This window comes from Affinirhizobium lemnae (assembly GCF_022968395.1).
Classification (GTDB): domain Bacteria; phylum Pseudomonadota; class Alphaproteobacteria; order Rhizobiales; family Rhizobiaceae; genus Neorhizobium; species Neorhizobium lemnae.
This window is the reverse complement of record NZ_JALJQZ010000012.1, coordinates 70698-87017: the sequence shown is the minus strand read 5'-3', so window position 1 is coordinate 87017 and position 16320 is coordinate 70698. Positions and strand designations below refer to the sequence as shown.

The window sequence follows — 16320 nt, the reverse complement described above, 5'->3', positions numbered from 1 at the left end:
AACGACGATTGAAACGCTTGAAGAGGCGCCGAGGCTTCCGGCGCCTCTTCCCGTCTTCGATATGCGTTTATTCATCTCCGGTTAACGCCGGACGTTCCAGGGTCGCGAGCGGCTATTTCGGGAGATTGTCATGAAACATTTAGTGTCTGCAGCGCTCATCATCTTCGTCGGTGTTAGCACCGTTGGCGCCCAGCAACACGGCACGGTGATCGGCGGTGGCGGGGTCAATACGCGTACAGATAACAGCAATGACTACAAACCAAGGCAGCGTTACGTCTGCGTGGTGCCGCAACCGCAAAGTTCCAGCCAGCAATATCCCAATGTGTGTCGTGCATCGGAAGGACGCGTTGGCGGACGCTGCCGTTGCGATGGCGTCACCGGCAACGGAACGCTCCAGCTCGCCAACTGAAGTATGCGTTAATTATTTAGATAAATTTGCTGCGACCGGCTATTACCGCGTTCTATTTAAATCTTGAAAATTGTAAATTTAAACCAATGATTTCATTTGATTTACAGAAAAATATAAAATAATAAAGATGTGATACCGCAATATACTGTATCTTTAAATTTTGATGAAAATTTTACTAACCGTAAAGTTATTTGCCGGAAATATTGCGTCATCATGCTTTGTATTCCGTTGCTTTTGCATGACCGGATACGGGCAATAAAGAGCGATTTTCGGGGGAAAAGATGTTTGGAATTGGCAGCGCGGATGCAAAGGCAGTGCTTGATGCGATGCACAGATCACAGGCCATCATCGAGTTCAAGCCGGATGGTACGATCATCAGTGCGAACGAGAATTTCTGTCGAACTGTTGGATACGAATTGTCCGAAATCATCGGCAAGCACCACCGCATTTTCGTGCATCCTGAGGAAGCGTCATCCAGAGCCTATCAGGAACTTTGGCAGGGGCTTGCGCAAGGTCGGTTCGACCGTGGTCAGTACAGGCGGTTCCGCAAGGATGGGAGCGAGATCTGGATCGAAGCCTCCTATAATCCGGTAATGCGCGGCGGAAAGCCTTACAAGATCGTCAAGTTTGCAACCGATATTACCGAACAGAGCCTTCTACGGTCGGAAGACAAAGGCAAGCTGCATGCTTTGGGCCAGGCGCAGGCCGTGATCGAATTTTCACCGGCGGGCGAGATCCTGGCAGCCAACGAGAATTTCCTGAATGCGCTTGGGTATCAGTTATCTGAAATCCAGGGCAAGCATCACTCCATGTTTTGTGAAGCTGCGCATTCAGCCAGCGAAGACTACCGCAGCTTTTGGTCCAGACTGTCTGGCGGACATCATGTGTCCGATGAATTCCTGCTCGTCGGCAAGGGCGGCAGACGTATCCACATGCAGGCTTGCTATAGCTCGATCACCGATAGGAGTGGCAGGGTCTTCAAGATCGTCGCATTCGGTACGGATGTCAGCGAGCGGGTCTCGAATGTCGAACAACTGGCGGGCGCCCTGAAAGCCATGTCGGACGGAGACATGACGCAGGAATTGGCGACACGCTTCGTTCCGGTCCTCGAAACCCTGCGTATCGATTTCAATGAGACCTCATCGAAACTGCGCGCTACCCTCCAGACCATTGCGCAGAACGCCAGCGCCATTAGCGCCGCTTCGCAGGAAATCCAGTCTGCCTCGAATGATCTTTCCAAGCGTACCGAACAGCAGGCAGCTTCCGTCGAGGAAACGGCAGCGGCACTGGAAGAGATCACCACAACGGTTGCGGATTCCAGCCAACGCGCGCAGGAAGCCGGTCAACTGGTGCGCCGGACAAAGGAACATGCAGAGAATTCCGGGAATATCGTCAGTCAGGCCGTCGAAGCAATGGGTAGGATCGAGCAATCGGCGGGTGAGATCGGAAATATCATCGGCGTGATCGACGAGATCGCCTTCCAGACAAACCTTCTGGCCCTGAACGCCGGCGTCGAGGCCGCGCGTGCAGGTGAGGCCGGGAAGGGCTTTGCGGTCGTGGCGCAGGAAGTGCGTGAACTCGCCCAGCGTTCCGCAACGGCAGCCAAGGAAATCAAGGCGCTCATTACTACCTCCAACGACTATGTCAAAAATGGCGTCAATCTGGTTGGCACCACTGGCAAGGCCCTGCAGGAAATCGTCACCCAGGTGGTGCAGGTCGATGGAAATGTCGGGGCGATCGTGGAGGCGTCTCGCGAACAGGCAACAGGCCTGAAGGAAATCAATATGGCTGTTAACACGATGGACCAGGGCACACAGCAGAACGCAGCGATGGTTGAGCAGACATCCGCGGCATCCCACACTCTGGCGCGAGAAGCTGAGCAATTGTTCGCGCTCCTCAGTCAGTTCAAGATTGGCGGCGAGCCGATTGCCCGTCGGACTGGTTCGCCAGCCATCTCTTCCGCAGTGCCGTCACGCAGTGTCGCGCCGCCACCTATCAAAAAGATGACGGCAAAAATCGCCCATGCCTTCCACGGCAACGCCGCAGTCAAGTCCGGAGAGAACTGGGAAGAGTTCTGATCAATCCCTGCAAAGGCGCTTCTGCGGAATGTTATTTTTCCAGAAGCGCCACGGCTTCCACATGCGGTGACCACAGGAACTGATCAACCGGAATCACCGACTTGATGCGATAGCCGCCCTTCGTGAGAATGGCGAGATCGCGTGCAAGCGTCAGCGGATTGCAGCTGACCGCAACGATCCGCTTGACCTTTGAACGGGCAAGCTCCGCGCTTTGTGCTTCGGCGCCGGCGCGGGGTGGGTCGAAAATCACCGCGTCATAGACCTTGAGTTCCTGCGGGGTCATGGGGCGGCGGAAAAGATCGCGTCGCTCCACCGTAACGGGCTTCAGCCCTTGCGTCATACGCGCGGCCTGGTCCAGCGCCTTGACCGCCCGCTCTTCGGATTCGACCGCGTGAACGCTGGTCTTGCGGCCAATTCTCAGCGCGAAGGTACCAATCCCGGCAAAGAGATCGGCCACACGTTTGGCTTTGCCGATATGCTCAATCGCAAGCTTTGCCATTGCCTCCTCGGCCTCGCGCGTTGCCTGTGTAAAGCCGCCGGGGGGAAGGATGACGTGGGCGCCTTCAAAGTCCAGCTGGGGCTTGTGCGGTTCCACCACGATCTCGCCATTGGCAGAAACGCGGGCGATGCCCTGAAGACCGATGACCGCTTCGGTCACGGCACGCCGCTGGCGATCATCAAGGCCCGAACGCAACCCATCCATGGAAATATCGAGACCGGTCAGCGTTTCCGTCACCGTGATGCGGAACATGTCATGGCCTGTTGCACGCGCAATGGTGTGCAGTGCGTCCAGCCGCGAAATCAGTCCGTCCGACGCGATGGGACATTCCTCGACTGGCACGACATGATGCGTCTCAGCCTGATTGATGCCGATGACAAGCGCCTTTTCCGGCCGCCTGACGGTAAACACCAGCCGTCGGCGCTGGTGCGGCTGTGCTTCAATCAGGTCGCCGACCGGCGCGTCGATGCCCTTTGATTTCAGCGCGTTGATCAGCAGATCCCGCTTGTAGGCATTGTAGGCGGGTTTCGCCTGATGCTGTAGCGAACAGCCGCCACAGGTGCCGCCCTTGCCTTCAGGCCCGAAATGGCGACAGGCAGGCTGAATGCGATCGGGGGAGGGAGGGCCGTAGGAAATGACCGTACCCTCGTTGCCCACCCGCGCCACCGCCACGGTTTCGCCCGGCAGCGCAAAGGGCACATAGACTGGACCATCCGCCGCATGGGCCAAGCCCATACCCTTGGAGGTAAGGGAGGTAATGGTGTAGGATTCGGTGCTCATAATGCGGTTTTTTCCGATGGATTGCCGGGCTTTTTGCCAGCCAGAAGATATTCGTGATTGCCATCGCCACCGGCAATGGGGGAGGGAATGAGACCGAGAGCCTTCCAGCCCATGTCCTGTTCAAGCCATGCCTTGAGATTCTCCGCGATGGCGGGGGCGGAAGACGGATCGCGCAAGAGGCCGCCTTTGCCGATATTTTCACGTCCTGCCTCGAATTGCGGTTTGACGAGCAGCACACACAGCGCCCCCGGCTCCGCCAGTTCCAATGCTGGCGGCAAGGCAAGCCTGAGCGATATGAACGAGACATCCGACACGACAAGGTGAACGTAATCCGCGCCGATATCGTCTCGTGTCAGGTTTCGCGCATTGAGGCCTTCGAGATTAGTGACGCGCGCATTAGAAGCGATGCGTTCGTTCATCTGGTCATGACCCACATCGACGGCAACGACATGGGATGCGCCCCGCTCCAGCAGCACCTCAGTAAAGCCGCCGGTGGATGCGCCGATATCCAGACAATGCATGCCTGACGGATCGATACCGAAATGATCGAGCGCCGCGATCAACTTCAGTGCCGCGCGCGAGACATAAGCCTGTGCCGGATCGTCCACCACAAGCGTGGCCTCGGTCGAAACCATCTGACCAGGCTTGGTTACGGTCACGCCATTCACCTGCACTGTGCCGCGGGCGATTGCATCGCGCGCGCGCGAACGGCTTTCGAAAAGCCCTCTTGAAACGAGAAGTTGATCAAGCCTCTCGGCCGCTGTCTGTGTGCGCTTTGCTGTCATTCTGTGTCCATGCCGCTCGCGCACGCTCAACGCAAGGCTTTTCGCGTCTATCAGACATATTCGCGGATCCGGCCCAAGATAACAAATGCTATCTTATTCAGTTTCTCTTTTTAAGTATCTGTAGAAACTGACAGTTTCTGGAGGTCAATTGATGTTTCGAGCGGGGAGAGCAACGCAATTTTAACGCAACTGCGATTCTGTAAGGTCACGCACAGTGCTTTTCGAAAGCGGTACCCGATGTCATTCCGAGACCTGTCCATCAGTAAGAAAATCATTTCTACATTCCTTGCCCTGATGTTTGTCTGCGGCTGCGCTTCTGCCGTTGTTTACTGGCAAGGCCTGAAATCCTCGCAGGCGTCCGATGCTCTGGTCGTGGCCCAAGAGGCGGATACGCTCGTGGCTGCAGCGTCAGAAGCTCAGCTTGAACAGGCACTGGCTCTGCGCGGCTATCTCATCTCTGGCAGTGCCGAAATGCTGGCCAGTATCAGCGCTCAGCGGTCCGCAAGCGTTGCGGCACTGGATGCCGTGCAAAAGCTCGCGGCTGGACAAGCTGGCATCGTTACTGGATTGCAACAGATGCGCAGCGCAGCAGACGCCTTCAACAAGGAAGTGGTTGAGCCGCAGGTGAAGGCCTATCAGGCCAAAGCCACCGTTGCAGAAGCAAAGGCAGGCGAAAGCACCGCGCAGCTGGCAGATTTTCGCAAGGCAGCGGCCAAGGTCCGTGCTGAAGCGCAAGCCTTCAAAAACGGCATGATAGCGCAGCAGAAGTCCGCTCAGGAAGCCGTTCTCTGGACGCTGATCGTCGGTGGCGGTGTCGCCGGTATCATTGCAACCACGCTCATCTTGCTTCTGTCACGCGCCATCGTTACGCCAATCGTTGGCATGACGAATGCCATGACGGAATTGGCCAATGGCAATCATGAGATCAATGTGCCGGCTCTCGATCGCGGCGATGAAGTGGGCCAGATGGCGAAGGCCGTTGCCGTGTTCAAGGATGCAGCGGTCGAAAAACTTCGGCTTGCATCCGAAACGGACCGTATCCGCCTGACTTCGGATCGCGAGCGTCAGGACAACGACGCCCGTAAGGCGCGCGAAACGGCGGAAATCGAATTCGCCATGAATTCCCTGGCAGAAGGACTGGTCAAGCTGGCGGATGGCGATGTTGCCCATCGCCTCAACAACCCCTTTGCCGATCATCTGGATCGCCTGCGTGTGGACTTCAACCAGGCGCTTGCCAAGCTGCAAGGCGCACTGGAAAGCGTTGGTCACAACGCCTCTGCCATCAATGCCGGCGCTGCTGAAATCCGCGCTGCAACGGATGATCTTGCCAAGCGCACGGAGCGTCAGGCGGCCTCCGTTGAGCAGACGGCTGCCGCCATCGAGGAAGTGACCACGACGGTCAAGGATTCCGCCAAGCGCGCCGAAGATGTCGGCCAGCGCATCGAGCGGGCGCGCGTGGGAGCAGAACGTTCTGGCGAAGTCGTGCGCCGTGCCGTGTCCGCGATGGAGGGCATTTCGAAATCGTCCAGCGAAATCAACAATATCATCAGCGTCATTGATGATATTGCTTTCCAGACCAACCTTCTGGCACTGAATGCCGGTGTCGAGGCCGCCCGCGCCGGTGAAGCCGGAAAGGGCTTTGCGGTCGTTGCGCAGGAAGTGCGCGAACTGGCCCAGCGCTCCGCCAACGCGGCCCGTGAAATCAAGACGCTTCTGACCACATCCAGCCAGCAGGTGGATGCAGGTGTGGCCCTGGTTGGTGAAACCGGTGAGGCACTGCAGGCCATCGTGGTCGAGGTGCAGGAAATCAACGACAACATCAAGGCTATCGTTACATCTACGCGCGAGCAATCGCTCGGTCTTCAGGAAATTAACCAGGCGATTTCCGCCATGGACCAAAATACCCAGCAAAACGCAGCCATGGTGGAAGAGCAGACAGCGGCCAGCCATTCGCTCGCCCGCGAGGCAAGTTCTCTTGACGAATTGTTGCGACAGTTCAAGCTGGGAACACCGCGTTCCGGTCCTGCGCGCTCAAGCTTCAATGCGAGCGCCCCTGCCGCCCCTGTCGCCAGTGCCAAGCCCGCGCCTGTTGCACAGCCAGCATCGCAAGCGGCGGTAAAATCTGCGGGACGTCCAGCCATCGGTCGCGGTCCTGTTGCGGCCACCACGACGTCACGCCCGAAAGCCTCTCCTGCCAATGCGCTTCATAATACGCTGGCCAAGGCATTTGGCGGCGGCGCACAGCAAGCCAAACCGTCTCAGGATAACTGGGAAGAGTTTTGATCAACCCTCATGGATGAGAGACCGGGAAGGGGCTGCGAAAGCGGCCCTTTTTCGCATGCGAGGCTCTTCCGGTAAAATGATTGCCGCGCTAAGTTCATTAGCAATCTAAGGGGACATGACCATGAAACATCTGCTTTTTGCATCCATGGCGGCGCTTTGTCTCGCCGCACCCGCGCTCGCCAATGATACGATGGCGGAACTGCGCACAGGCGGTCTGACTTATGTCATCAGCAGCGATGTTTCGATGGTCGAGGAAAACCTGTTTCTCTCCATGGACGAAGTGCGCGTCGATTATGTGTTCCAGAACAATAGCGACAAGGACGTGGAGAGCGTCGTCGCTTTCCCCATGCCCGACATTACGGCGCAGCCGAACGCCAATGTTGCGATCCCCGATTTCGAGGCAGACAACTTTCTTGGGTTCTCTGTGACGCAGGACGGCAAGGCAATCACGCCGCAGCTCCAGCAGCGGGTCAGCGCGCTATCGGTTGATTACACCGAGTTGCTGAAAAGCCGGAATGTGCCCTTGCTGCCCTACAGCGAAAAAACGCTCGAGGCGCTGAAAACTCTTGCCCCCGATGTTCTGAAGGACTGGCAAAGCAAGGGCCTGCTATTCCCGGATGTCTATGATGCGGGGAAGGGCGTGCAGACGGTTTATACGCCACTGTGGACGATGCAGTCCGTCTATTTCTGGAAGACGACATTTCCGGCGAAGAAACCGGTGCGTGTCAGCCACCGCTACAAGCCGAGCGTCGGTGGCACGGTTGCCATATCGTTCCTGAGCGAAGGCAAAACCAACGAGACCTATGCGAGCTACAAGGATCGCTACTGCATCGACGACGCCTTCCTGAAAACAGCCATGAAGCTTGACAAGGCGTCACAGTCCGGTGGACCTTACTACACGGAAAGCTGGCTTTCCTACGTGCTGAAAACCGGCGCCAACTGGGGCGGCTCGATCGGCAAGTTCAAGCTCACGATCGATAAGGGCAAGCCGGACAATTACCTCAGCATCTGCGCCGATGGCATCAAGAAAACCGGCCCTACCACCTTCGTAATGGAAAAGACCGATTTCTGGCCGGAAAAGGATCTGGATATTTTGTTTTTGGTGTCCAACCCTCCGTTGCAGCAGTGAGGGGAGGGATGGTCAGTTTGCCGACTGGGAGGAAGTTATCTGAATGCCGCGTTACGTGTCTTCTGACGAAGCCGTGGACATTCTCGCTACATCAACACGTGTATTGGTGATAGGATGTTCAGGCGGCGGAAAAACAACATTTGCCGCTAAAATCGCCGCTTGCCTCAACCTCGAATTTCAATCGCTTGACCGAGATGTCCGATGGCTTCCTGGTTGGGTTGAGCGTGATCGAGCCGAGCAGCGGGAAACAATTAAACATCTGGCTTTGCGGGAACGCTGGGTTATGGATGGAAGTGGAGCATCTTCATTTGATCTCAGACTTCCGAGGACAGAATTGATATTTTGGGTGCGCGTTCCAAGACGCGTTGCGCTTCTCGGCTTGTTCAAGCGTGTTTTTCGATATTATGGATCAGTTCGCCCTGAAATGGCAGATGGTTGCCCAGAGCCTCTGCCTGATCGGGAGTTCTTGTCGTACATATGGAACTTTGAAAAGCGTTACGCGCCTCTTTTTATCAAGAGGATTGACCAGTATGGACCCGAAATTCCGGTAGTTGTGTTTCGCTCTCATTATGAAATGGACGCGATTGTGAAGTCTCTCACTGAAAGAGGATGATTCTTTCAAATGGGGTTGTCCCGCCTTGGCAGGGTTCCACTTCTATCTTGATATGGAATTCTAATACATCATCTACTTTCAGCACACCTCACCCGGCAGCGCCTACCTTCGCCCCACGGCCCAGTGCATCGAACACGGTTTTCACGATGCCGGCGCGGTCGAGCCCTGCCTTGGCATACATGGTTTCCGGCTTGGCCTGATCCATCCAGAGATCAGGCAGCACCAGCGAGCGGATTTTCAGCCCGCTATCGAGCAGGCCGTCATTGGCGAGGAAGTGCATGACCTGGGAGCCGAAACCGCCGACGGCGCCTTCTTCGACAGTGACTACAATCTCGTGGTGGCGGGCAAGCTGGCGGATGAGGTCATGATCCAGCGGCTTGGCAAAGCGCGCATCCACAACCGTGGTTGAAAGACCCGCTGCATCGAGATCTTCCGCCGCCAGCAGACAGTCGGCAAGGCGTGTGCCGAAGGAAAGCAGCGCAACCTTCGTACCCTGCTTCATCACGCGTCCCTTGCCGATTTCCAGAATTTCGCCCCGCTCCGGCATGTCGACGCCCACGCCTTCGCCGCGCGGATAGCGGAAGGAAATCGGGCCGTCATTATAGGCGGCGGCCGTGCGCACCATGTGTTTCAGCTCCGCCTCGTCAGCGGCGGCCATCACCACAAAGCCGGGCAGGGAGGCGAGGAAGCCCGTGTCGAAAGAGCCCGCATGCGTCGGGCCATCGGCACCCACGAAACCTGCGCGGTCGATGGGGAAACGCACGGGCAGACCCTGGATCGCTACATCGTGCACCACCTGGTCGTAACCGCGTTGCAGGAAGGTGGAATAGAGCGCGCAGAAGGGCTTGTAGCCTTCGGCGGCGAGACCGGCGGCAAAGGTTACCGCATGTTGTTCGGCAATGCCCACATCGAAGGTGCGCTCGGGAAACAGGTTCTGCAACTTGTCGAGGCCGGTACCCGATGGCATGGCCGCGGTGATACCGACGATCTTCTCGTCCAGCTTGGCTTCCTGCACCAGCGCTTCGGCAAACACGGATGTATAGGCAGGCGCGTTTGGTTTCGGCTTCGCCTGCGTGCCGGTAATCACATCGAACTTGTTGACGCCGTGATATTTGTCGGCAGCCGCTTCCGCTGGTGGATATCCCTTGCCCTTCTGCGTCACGACGTGGATCAGAACCGGACCCTTGGCATTGTCGCGCACATTGCGCAACACGGGCAGCAGGTGTTCGAAGGAATGTCCGTCGATCGGGCCAATATGGTAAAAGCCCATTTCCTCGAACATCGTGCCGCCGGTCACATAGCCGCGCGCGTGCTCAACGGCGCGGGTAATGGCGCGGTCGACATTCTTGCCCAGATAGGCGGTCAGCTTCTTGCCGAATTCGCGGAAGCCCATGTAGGTGCGGCCAGAGGCAAGGCGGGCCAGATAGGCGCTCATCGCCCCGGTAGGCGGCGCAATCGACATGTCGTTATCGTTGAGAATGACGATCAGCCGCGCATCCAGAGCGCCCGCATTGTTCAGCGCCTCATAGGCCATGCCAGCGGAAAGCGCGCCATCACCGATCACGGCGATCACGTTGCGCGGCGTGGCCGAAAGATCAGCCGCCACCGCCATGCCAAGGCCTGCCGAAATGGACGTGGAGGAATGGGCCGCGCCAAACGGGTCGTATTCACTCTCCGCACGTTTGGTAAAGCCGGAAAGGCCGTCTTCCTGCCGCAGCGTGCGAATGCGGTCACGGCGTCCGGTCAGGATCTTGTGCGGGTAGCACTGGTGGCCGACATCGAAGATCAGCCGGTCATCCGGCGTATTGAAAACCTTGTGAATGGCGATGGTGAGTTCCACCACGCCCAGCCCCGCACCCAGATGGCCGCCGGTCTTGGAAACCGCATCGATCATCTCGTCACGCACTTCACGGGCGAGTTGCGGGAGTTCGCGATCGTCGATCCTGCGCAAATCGGCGGGCCAGTTCACCTGGTCCAGAAGGGGCGTATTCGGGGTAGAAGTCAAGGAAAGGGCCTTTTCTGCTTTTGCGCCCGAAAGCCTACATACCCTTTCACATTGAAAAGAAGCGCGGCATTTTCAAGTGCTAACAGCCGCGCTTCTATACGATTTCTATCTTAAGGCAAAGACACCAGCCCTTCGTTCAAGTGTCTTCACCGCATTTAAATCTCCGACAGGCCGATCCCGATCGGTTAGGGTATGGCCATAGCGTCAGGGGCGGCTGGTGTCATGATGCTGCGTCCAGCGGAAGAGCCATGCTGAACTCCCGACAATGCCGCCAGCTACTGCACCAGCCAGGGCGCCCCATGGACCAGCAAGCCCACCAAGTGCAGCACCAGTTCCCGCTCCGGTTTCAGCAAATGTAGCCCAGCTTGAAAAACCTTCATCGGTGACTGAATTCGATGGGCCAATGTCCGGGGGCCTTGACGGCCTGAAATCAATCGGGATGTACGCCCCTTCAATCTGGCCTGGCACGCGTTGCCTTTGAATCGTCGTTCGCTGATTTGATCCGGGCGGCGGAACTTGAACTGTCGCATTTTGCACATGCATGACCCAGCGACCGTTGGCGCGATCATAGGCGGCAAATGCGCTTGCAGAGGGTACCGTAAACGGTGGCATATTGTGCGCGCGACCGTAATTGTTGTCGAAACTCATACCGATAGCACCTGCAGGAATGCCGGTGGGTGATGTGGTGGTTCCAACACCTCTTCGCGGGTCATGCGTAAACATTAGAGAGTTCGGATCTGTCGGATCCTCCCGGACATAGAACGAGCAGCCGGTAAATGGACCTGTAACGACGAACTGCGGGTCTGACGGGCTGGGATGCCTCGGAACACGAATTGTTGTCGCCCCGCCATTTGTAAATGGCAGATAGTAGGCATGCGCAGACGATGGCGTACCCGGTCGCCCCAGTTCCGAAAGGTTGCCCGTGATGGTCATGTCGGCAGTATGGTCGCTGGTGCGGGTAAGGGTAAAGCCGACCTGGCTGTCCGATCCGTCCACGGTGACGCCGGGCTGCGCCGGCGGTACTGTTCGCCCAGGCATTACGAAATTGTGCATTGTATTTATGAAGTAGCTTGCGGCGAAAGAGTTGGGGTCTTCCAGGAAGGTCTGGAGAGGTCGCTCTGAAAGCTCCTTTTCAGTTAACATTCTGTTGCGCGGCGCGACACCCGCAGGAAAGCCTGTCTGGTCTCCAACCGGTCGCTTATTCAACAATTGGAATGCATTGGATAAGTCACGAATGGGTTTAATGGGATCATCCCCAGTTAAGTCGCCTGGCCTTACAGCAGACGATGACTTTGCCACGAAAGAAGGCATTGCAGAGGGCTCGGGCACTGAAGGGCGGGATGCTTCTCCAGGCAAGACTGGCCTTTCGGTGGAGGCCGGCCTTCTCGCGGAAATAGGTTTTGCAGGTGGGGCCGGATTTCCAGGTGAGCTGGACCTTGCCGCCGACTGAGTGCCAGGGCCAACTTTACTTTTCGAGCGGTCGGGGCGCGAGGGAGTGGTGGGTGGCTCTACGCTCGATGTGAAACGTTCGGGAATACTGTTGACTGGTCTTGAACCGATACCACCTTTGATCATCGCAAATAATTCTCCAAACTAAAATTACTTGGTTTTGCTTGCCTAGTGGCTATTTTGACCGCGAAATATCTTATCGAAAATACAGCTTTTACGCATCATAAGATGAAAACTGCAGATAAACGTCGCGTGAATGCCGAGATGAAATTAGTTAATTATATATGTCGCAGAGAGTCAATATTTTTCGATCGGTCAATTGTAAAAGACAGTATATATTTTAGAAATTTGCGAAATATTTTAAATAAAATGTTTTGTTCGCGGAGCGCAGGGTATATGCGCCCCCGTGACTCCATTTCTAAAACCGAGTGATTGCCCGCCGCGCAAAAATCAAAGCCTGCTTTGTTTTTGCCCTGCGAGGACTGCGACAAAGTCGGTGGAGGAAATCCGGTCCATCCACAAGACCGGGTGCTTCTGGCCTTCGAACGTCATCTACGCAAACCAGGATCGCTCCGGCGCAATCGGTCCCTATCATCGACAGTTGGTATTAGCCATGCAACACGGTTCTGGCAGATCTCGCTTTCGCGGCTTTGACATTTGCTCAACAAATGAGTAGGGAGAGGCCAATGTTGCGCTGCACTCAGAACGGATCTCGATCTAGGGGCAGCGGCGCGCCAATGCGCTCATCCCCATTCCGAAAGAGAAGTGATGTCCGATCTGAAGAACGCCGTTCCGGCGATTGCCAAGGCGTTGTCAAAACGCGGTTATGAAACCCTGACGCCTGTTCAGGAAGCCATGCTCGATCCAAACCTGTCCGGTTCCGACGCTCTGGTGTCAGCCCAGACCGGTTCTGGCAAGACGGTTGCGTTCGGTATCGCAATCGCGCCGAACCTGCTGGATGACGGTGAGCGTTTTGGCCGTGCAGAAGCACCACTGGCGCTGATCATTGCGCCGACTCGTGAGCTTGCCCTTCAGGTAAAGCGCGAATTCGACTGGCTGTATGAGCCGGCAGGCGCGGTGATTGCCAGCTGCGTGGGCGGCATGGATATTCGCAACGAACGCCGCGCGCTGGAACGTGGCGCCCATATCGTTGTCGGCACGCCTGGCCGCATCTGCGACCATATTCGCCGCAACGCGCTGGATATGTCCAACATCCGCGTCGCCGTTCTGGACGAAGCCGACGAGATGCTGGACCTCGGTTTCCGCGAAGATCTGGAATTCATTCTGGAATCTGCACCTGAAGAACGCCGCACTCTGATGTTCTCGGCAACCGTTCCCTCCGGCATCGCCAAGCTTGCCAAGCAGTATCAGAACAATGCCGTGCGCATTCAGATCGCGTCTGAAGAAAAGCAGCACGCCGACATTGAATATCGTGCGCTCGTCGTTGCTCCCGCAGACCGCGAGAACGCCATCGTCAACGTGTTGCGCTTCTACGAAGCCAGAAACGCCATCGTGTTCTGCTCCACGCGCGCCAATGTGAACCATCTGACCGCGCGCCTTAGCAACCGCAATTTCTCGGTCGTGGCGCTTTCGGGCGAACTGACACAGAACGAGCGTACTCATGCGCTGCAGGCCATGCGCGATGGCCGCGCGCGCGTTTGCATCGCGACCGATGTGGCCGCCCGCGGTATCGATCTGCCGGGTCTCGAAGTCGTCATTCATGCCGACCTGCCCACCAATTCCGAAACGCTGCTTCACCGTTCGGGCCGCACGGGCCGCGCCGGCAACAAGGGCATCAGCGCGCTCATCGTGCCCGTCAACCAGCGTCGCAAGGCAGAACGTCTGCTGGGCGGCGCCGATGTAACGCCGAACTGGGTTCGTCCGCCAAGCGCCGATGAAGTCATCGCCCGCGATCAGGAGCGCCTTCTCAACGATGCAATCTTCCAGGAAGAGGCTCGTGAGGAAGAGCAGGATCTGATCGCCAAGCTCGCTGAACAATATGGCGCAGAGCGACTGGCCACGGCTCTGGTGGCGCTTCACCGCGCCCGCAATGCGGCTCCGGAGGATCTGATTGAGGTCTCCGTTCAGGGCAAGGATGCGCGCAAGCCTCGCGAAGGTGGCCGCGAGCGTCAGGAATTCGAGTCGACACCGCGCACGCCGCGCGGCGAGTTTGGCCCCGCCGTCTGGTTCTCGCTGTCGGTTGGTCGCAAGCAGAATGCAGAGCCGCGCTGGCTCATCCCCATGCTGTGCCGCAATGGCAGCCTGACCAAGGCCAGCATCGGCGCGATCAAGATGCAGCCGGAAGAAACCTTCGTGGAAATTGCCGCCGATCAGGTGGATGACTTCCTCGGTGCCATCGGCCCGAACAAGACGCTGGAGCGTGGCGTTCGCGTCAAGCAGCTGGATGGCGTGCCGGATCTTTCCCGCCCGTTTGAAAACCGCAGCAACGACAAGCCGTTTGCCAAGCGCTCCTATGAAGATCGTCCCGCCCGGACAGAAGGTCGCGATGACGCTCGCAAGGAGTTTCGTGGCGAAGCACGCAGCGAGCGTGGCGGCGAGTGGACCAAGGACAAGCCAAAGAAGCGCTTCAACGAAGACCGTCCGGCAGGCGAGCGTTCCTTCTCCGAGCGTCCTTTCTCGGATCGGCCCGCGCGCGGCGATAAGCCAGCCCGCAAGGAAGGCGCAAAGCCCTACGCCGCCAAGACTCCCTTCAAGGATGGGGCAAAGCCCTATGCCGCGAAGAAGGGTAAGCCCAAGCAGGCCAATGCCAATGCCAATGCCAAGGGCAAGAACTGGTAATATCGGATAGCGAAAAGGCCCGGAGCGATCCGGGCCTTTTGCTCACTCCTCCACCGGAATAAACAGGCCTGTCTTCACATCGCGCAGAACGACATTGGTCGTCATACGCTTGATCTGCGGATTGTCGGCCATCAATTGCGCGCTGATATCGTCATAATGCTCCACATCGCGCGCGGTGATGATGGCGATCAGATCCACCTGGCCGGTCACATAATAAACCTGCTGCACATTGGGCTGCTTTTCCGCCCATTGGCGAAAGCGGGCGAGCGCATCATAGTTGTCGCGTTCGATTTCCATGCCCGCAATGAAGGTCATCGGAAAGCTGGTCGCCTTGCGATTGATGACAGCCACCTCCGCCTGGATGACGCCATTGTCGCGAAGCCGCTTTAGGCGGCGCTGCACGGCCGAGGCTGATAAGCCAACCTCGTCGGCAATGGTTTCCGCCTTCAGCTGGCAGTCCTTCTGAACGAGGTCCAGAATTGCGCGATCAAAGGTATCCAGCGCTTCAGCCATACCAGCTCTCCTCTCCTTGCGAGAACTTTCTCACGTTGACCTCATTCGAGACGAATTTTCCCTCAATTGCAGGGAAAATATGCGTCTGTTCCTTTATGGTGACGATTTTATGCGTCATTAGACGATGAAGCGAGAATAAACCGCGCAATGAAGCTTTATTGTGCGCAAACTCATCAGGCAACAGAAGTTTTGAATGAACCCGCAACAAACCGCAGCCTTGCAGATCGAGAATGTGCACAAGACCTTTGGCGGTCTCGAAGTGCTGCGCGGGATTTCGCTGACGGCGAAAAAGGGCGACGTCATCTCCATCATAGGCTCCTCCGGTTCCGGCAAGAGCACGCTTCTGCGCTGCATCAACCTGCTGGAAAAGCCGGACCAGGGCAGCATCATCGTGGCAGGCGAGGAACTGAAGCTGAAGCCCGCGCGCCAGGGAGGATTGGAGCCGGTCGACCGCCGCCAGCTGGAGCGGCTGCGCACCGGGCTCGGCATGGTGTTTCAAAGCTTTAATCTCTGGGCTCATCGCACGGTTCTGGAAAACCTCATCGAAGCCCCGATCCATGTTCAGGGAAAGTCACGCCGCGAAGCCATCGAGAAGGCTGAGGCGCTGCTGGCCAAGGTGGGACTGTCCGACAAGCGGGATACCTATCCGGCTTTCCTGTCCGGTGGTCAGCAGCAGCGGGCTGCCATTGCGCGGGCTCTGTGCATGGATCCGGCTGTCATGTTGTTTGACGAGCCGACCTCCGCGCTTGATCCGGAACTGGTGGGCGAGGTGCTGAAGGTCATCCGCGATCTGGCAGAGGAGGGGCGCACCATGCTTCTTGTGACTCATGAAATGGCCTTTGCCCGTGATGTGTCCAGCCATGTCGTCTTCCTCGACAAAGGCGAGATCGCCGAACAGGGGCCGCCGCAACAGGTTTTCGATGCCCCGCTGACAGAGCGGGCGCGCAGTTTCACCAACGGTTTTTCCCGCTGACATCT

The 16320-nt window shown here is 57.3% G+C and carries 13 protein-coding genes; 8 read left to right on the top strand and 5 right to left on the bottom strand.

What is annotated here, in order from left to right; genetic code table 11:
- Positions 1–130: 130 nt before the first annotated feature.
- Positions 131–409, top strand: coding sequence for a hypothetical protein (locus tag MUU53_RS10270; RefSeq protein WP_247260822.1), 279 nt, complete (start codon positions 131–133; stop codon positions 407–409).
- Between the two features lie 281 nt (positions 410–690).
- Positions 691–2487, top strand: a complete 1797-nt coding sequence (locus MUU53_RS10265) for a methyl-accepting chemotaxis protein (protein ID WP_247260821.1) — start codon at positions 691–693, stop codon at positions 2485–2487.
- 31 nt (positions 2488–2518) lie between these two features.
- Here the strand turns inward: MUU53_RS10265 and MUU53_RS10260 are convergent, their stop codons facing one another.
- Both MUU53_RS10260 and MUU53_RS10255 read right to left on the bottom strand, forming a co-directional pair.
- The gene (locus MUU53_RS10260) at positions 2519–3766 is read right to left on the bottom strand and encodes a class I SAM-dependent RNA methyltransferase (RefSeq protein WP_247260820.1); all 1248 of its coding nucleotides are present in this window, start codon (positions 3764–3766) and stop codon (positions 2519–2521) included.
- The gene (locus MUU53_RS10255; RefSeq protein ID WP_247260819.1) at positions 3763–4551 is read right to left on the bottom strand and encodes a TlyA family RNA methyltransferase; all 789 of its coding nucleotides are present in this window, start codon (positions 4549–4551) and stop codon (positions 3763–3765) included. Before MUU53_RS10255 ends, MUU53_RS10260 begins: the two co-directional genes overlap by 4 nt.
- Positions 4552–4788: 237 nt before the next feature.
- On the opposite strand from MUU53_RS10255, the gene MUU53_RS10250 reads away from it, so the two are divergent.
- The 3 genes from MUU53_RS10250 to MUU53_RS10240 all read left to right on the top strand — a co-directional run bounded on the left by MUU53_RS10250 (position 4789) and on the right by MUU53_RS10240 (position 8576).
- Positions 4789–6834 carry a methyl-accepting chemotaxis protein gene (locus MUU53_RS10250; RefSeq protein ID WP_247260818.1) on the top strand — a complete coding sequence of 682 codons (2046 nt, stop codon included), beginning with the start codon at positions 4789–4791 and terminating at the stop codon, positions 6832–6834.
- 121 nt (positions 6835–6955) lie between these two features.
- Entirely contained in the window at positions 6956–7963 is a 1008-nt protein-coding gene (locus tag MUU53_RS10245; protein WP_247260817.1) for a DUF4424 domain-containing protein, read from the top strand.
- A 43-nt stretch (positions 7964–8006) separates the two neighbouring features.
- Positions 8007–8576, top strand: coding sequence for a P-loop NTPase family protein (locus tag MUU53_RS10240; RefSeq protein WP_247260816.1), 570 nt, complete (start codon positions 8007–8009; stop codon positions 8574–8576).
- Positions 8577–8664: 88 nt separating this feature from the next.
- On the opposite strand, the gene dxs is transcribed toward MUU53_RS10240, so the two are convergent.
- Together dxs and MUU53_RS10230 are read right to left on the bottom strand one after the other, a co-directional pair.
- Positions 8665–10581, bottom strand: coding sequence for a 1-deoxy-D-xylulose-5-phosphate synthase (gene dxs, locus MUU53_RS10235; RefSeq protein ID WP_247260815.1), 1917 nt, complete (start codon positions 10579–10581; stop codon positions 8665–8667).
- A gap of 204 nt (positions 10582–10785) precedes the next feature.
- Positions 10786–11619, bottom strand: coding sequence for a hypothetical protein (locus MUU53_RS10230; protein WP_247260814.1), 834 nt, complete (start codon positions 11617–11619; stop codon positions 10786–10788).
- 205 nt (positions 11620–11824) lie between these two features.
- Between MUU53_RS10230 and MUU53_RS10225 the strand changes: the two genes are divergently transcribed.
- Positions 11825–12031, top strand: coding sequence for a hypothetical protein (locus tag MUU53_RS10225; RefSeq protein WP_247260813.1), 207 nt, complete (start codon positions 11825–11827; stop codon positions 12029–12031).
- A 767-nt stretch (positions 12032–12798) separates the two neighbouring features.
- Positions 12799–14829, top strand: coding sequence for a DEAD/DEAH box helicase (locus MUU53_RS10220; RefSeq protein WP_247260812.1), 2031 nt, complete (start codon positions 12799–12801; stop codon positions 14827–14829).
- A gap of 42 nt (positions 14830–14871) precedes the next feature.
- Here the strand turns inward: MUU53_RS10220 and MUU53_RS10215 are convergent, their stop codons facing one another.
- Positions 14872–15342: an Lrp/AsnC family transcriptional regulator gene (locus MUU53_RS10215; RefSeq protein ID WP_062553044.1), complete on the bottom strand. Its 471-nt coding sequence runs from the start codon at positions 15340–15342 to the stop codon at positions 14872–14874.
- 193 nt (positions 15343–15535) lie between these two features.
- On the opposite strand from MUU53_RS10215, the gene MUU53_RS10210 reads away from it, so the two are divergent.
- Positions 15536–16315, top strand: a complete 780-nt coding sequence (locus MUU53_RS10210) for an ABC transporter ATP-binding protein (RefSeq protein ID WP_247260811.1) — start codon at positions 15536–15538, stop codon at positions 16313–16315.
- The last annotated feature ends 5 nt before the right edge of the window (positions 16316–16320 follow it).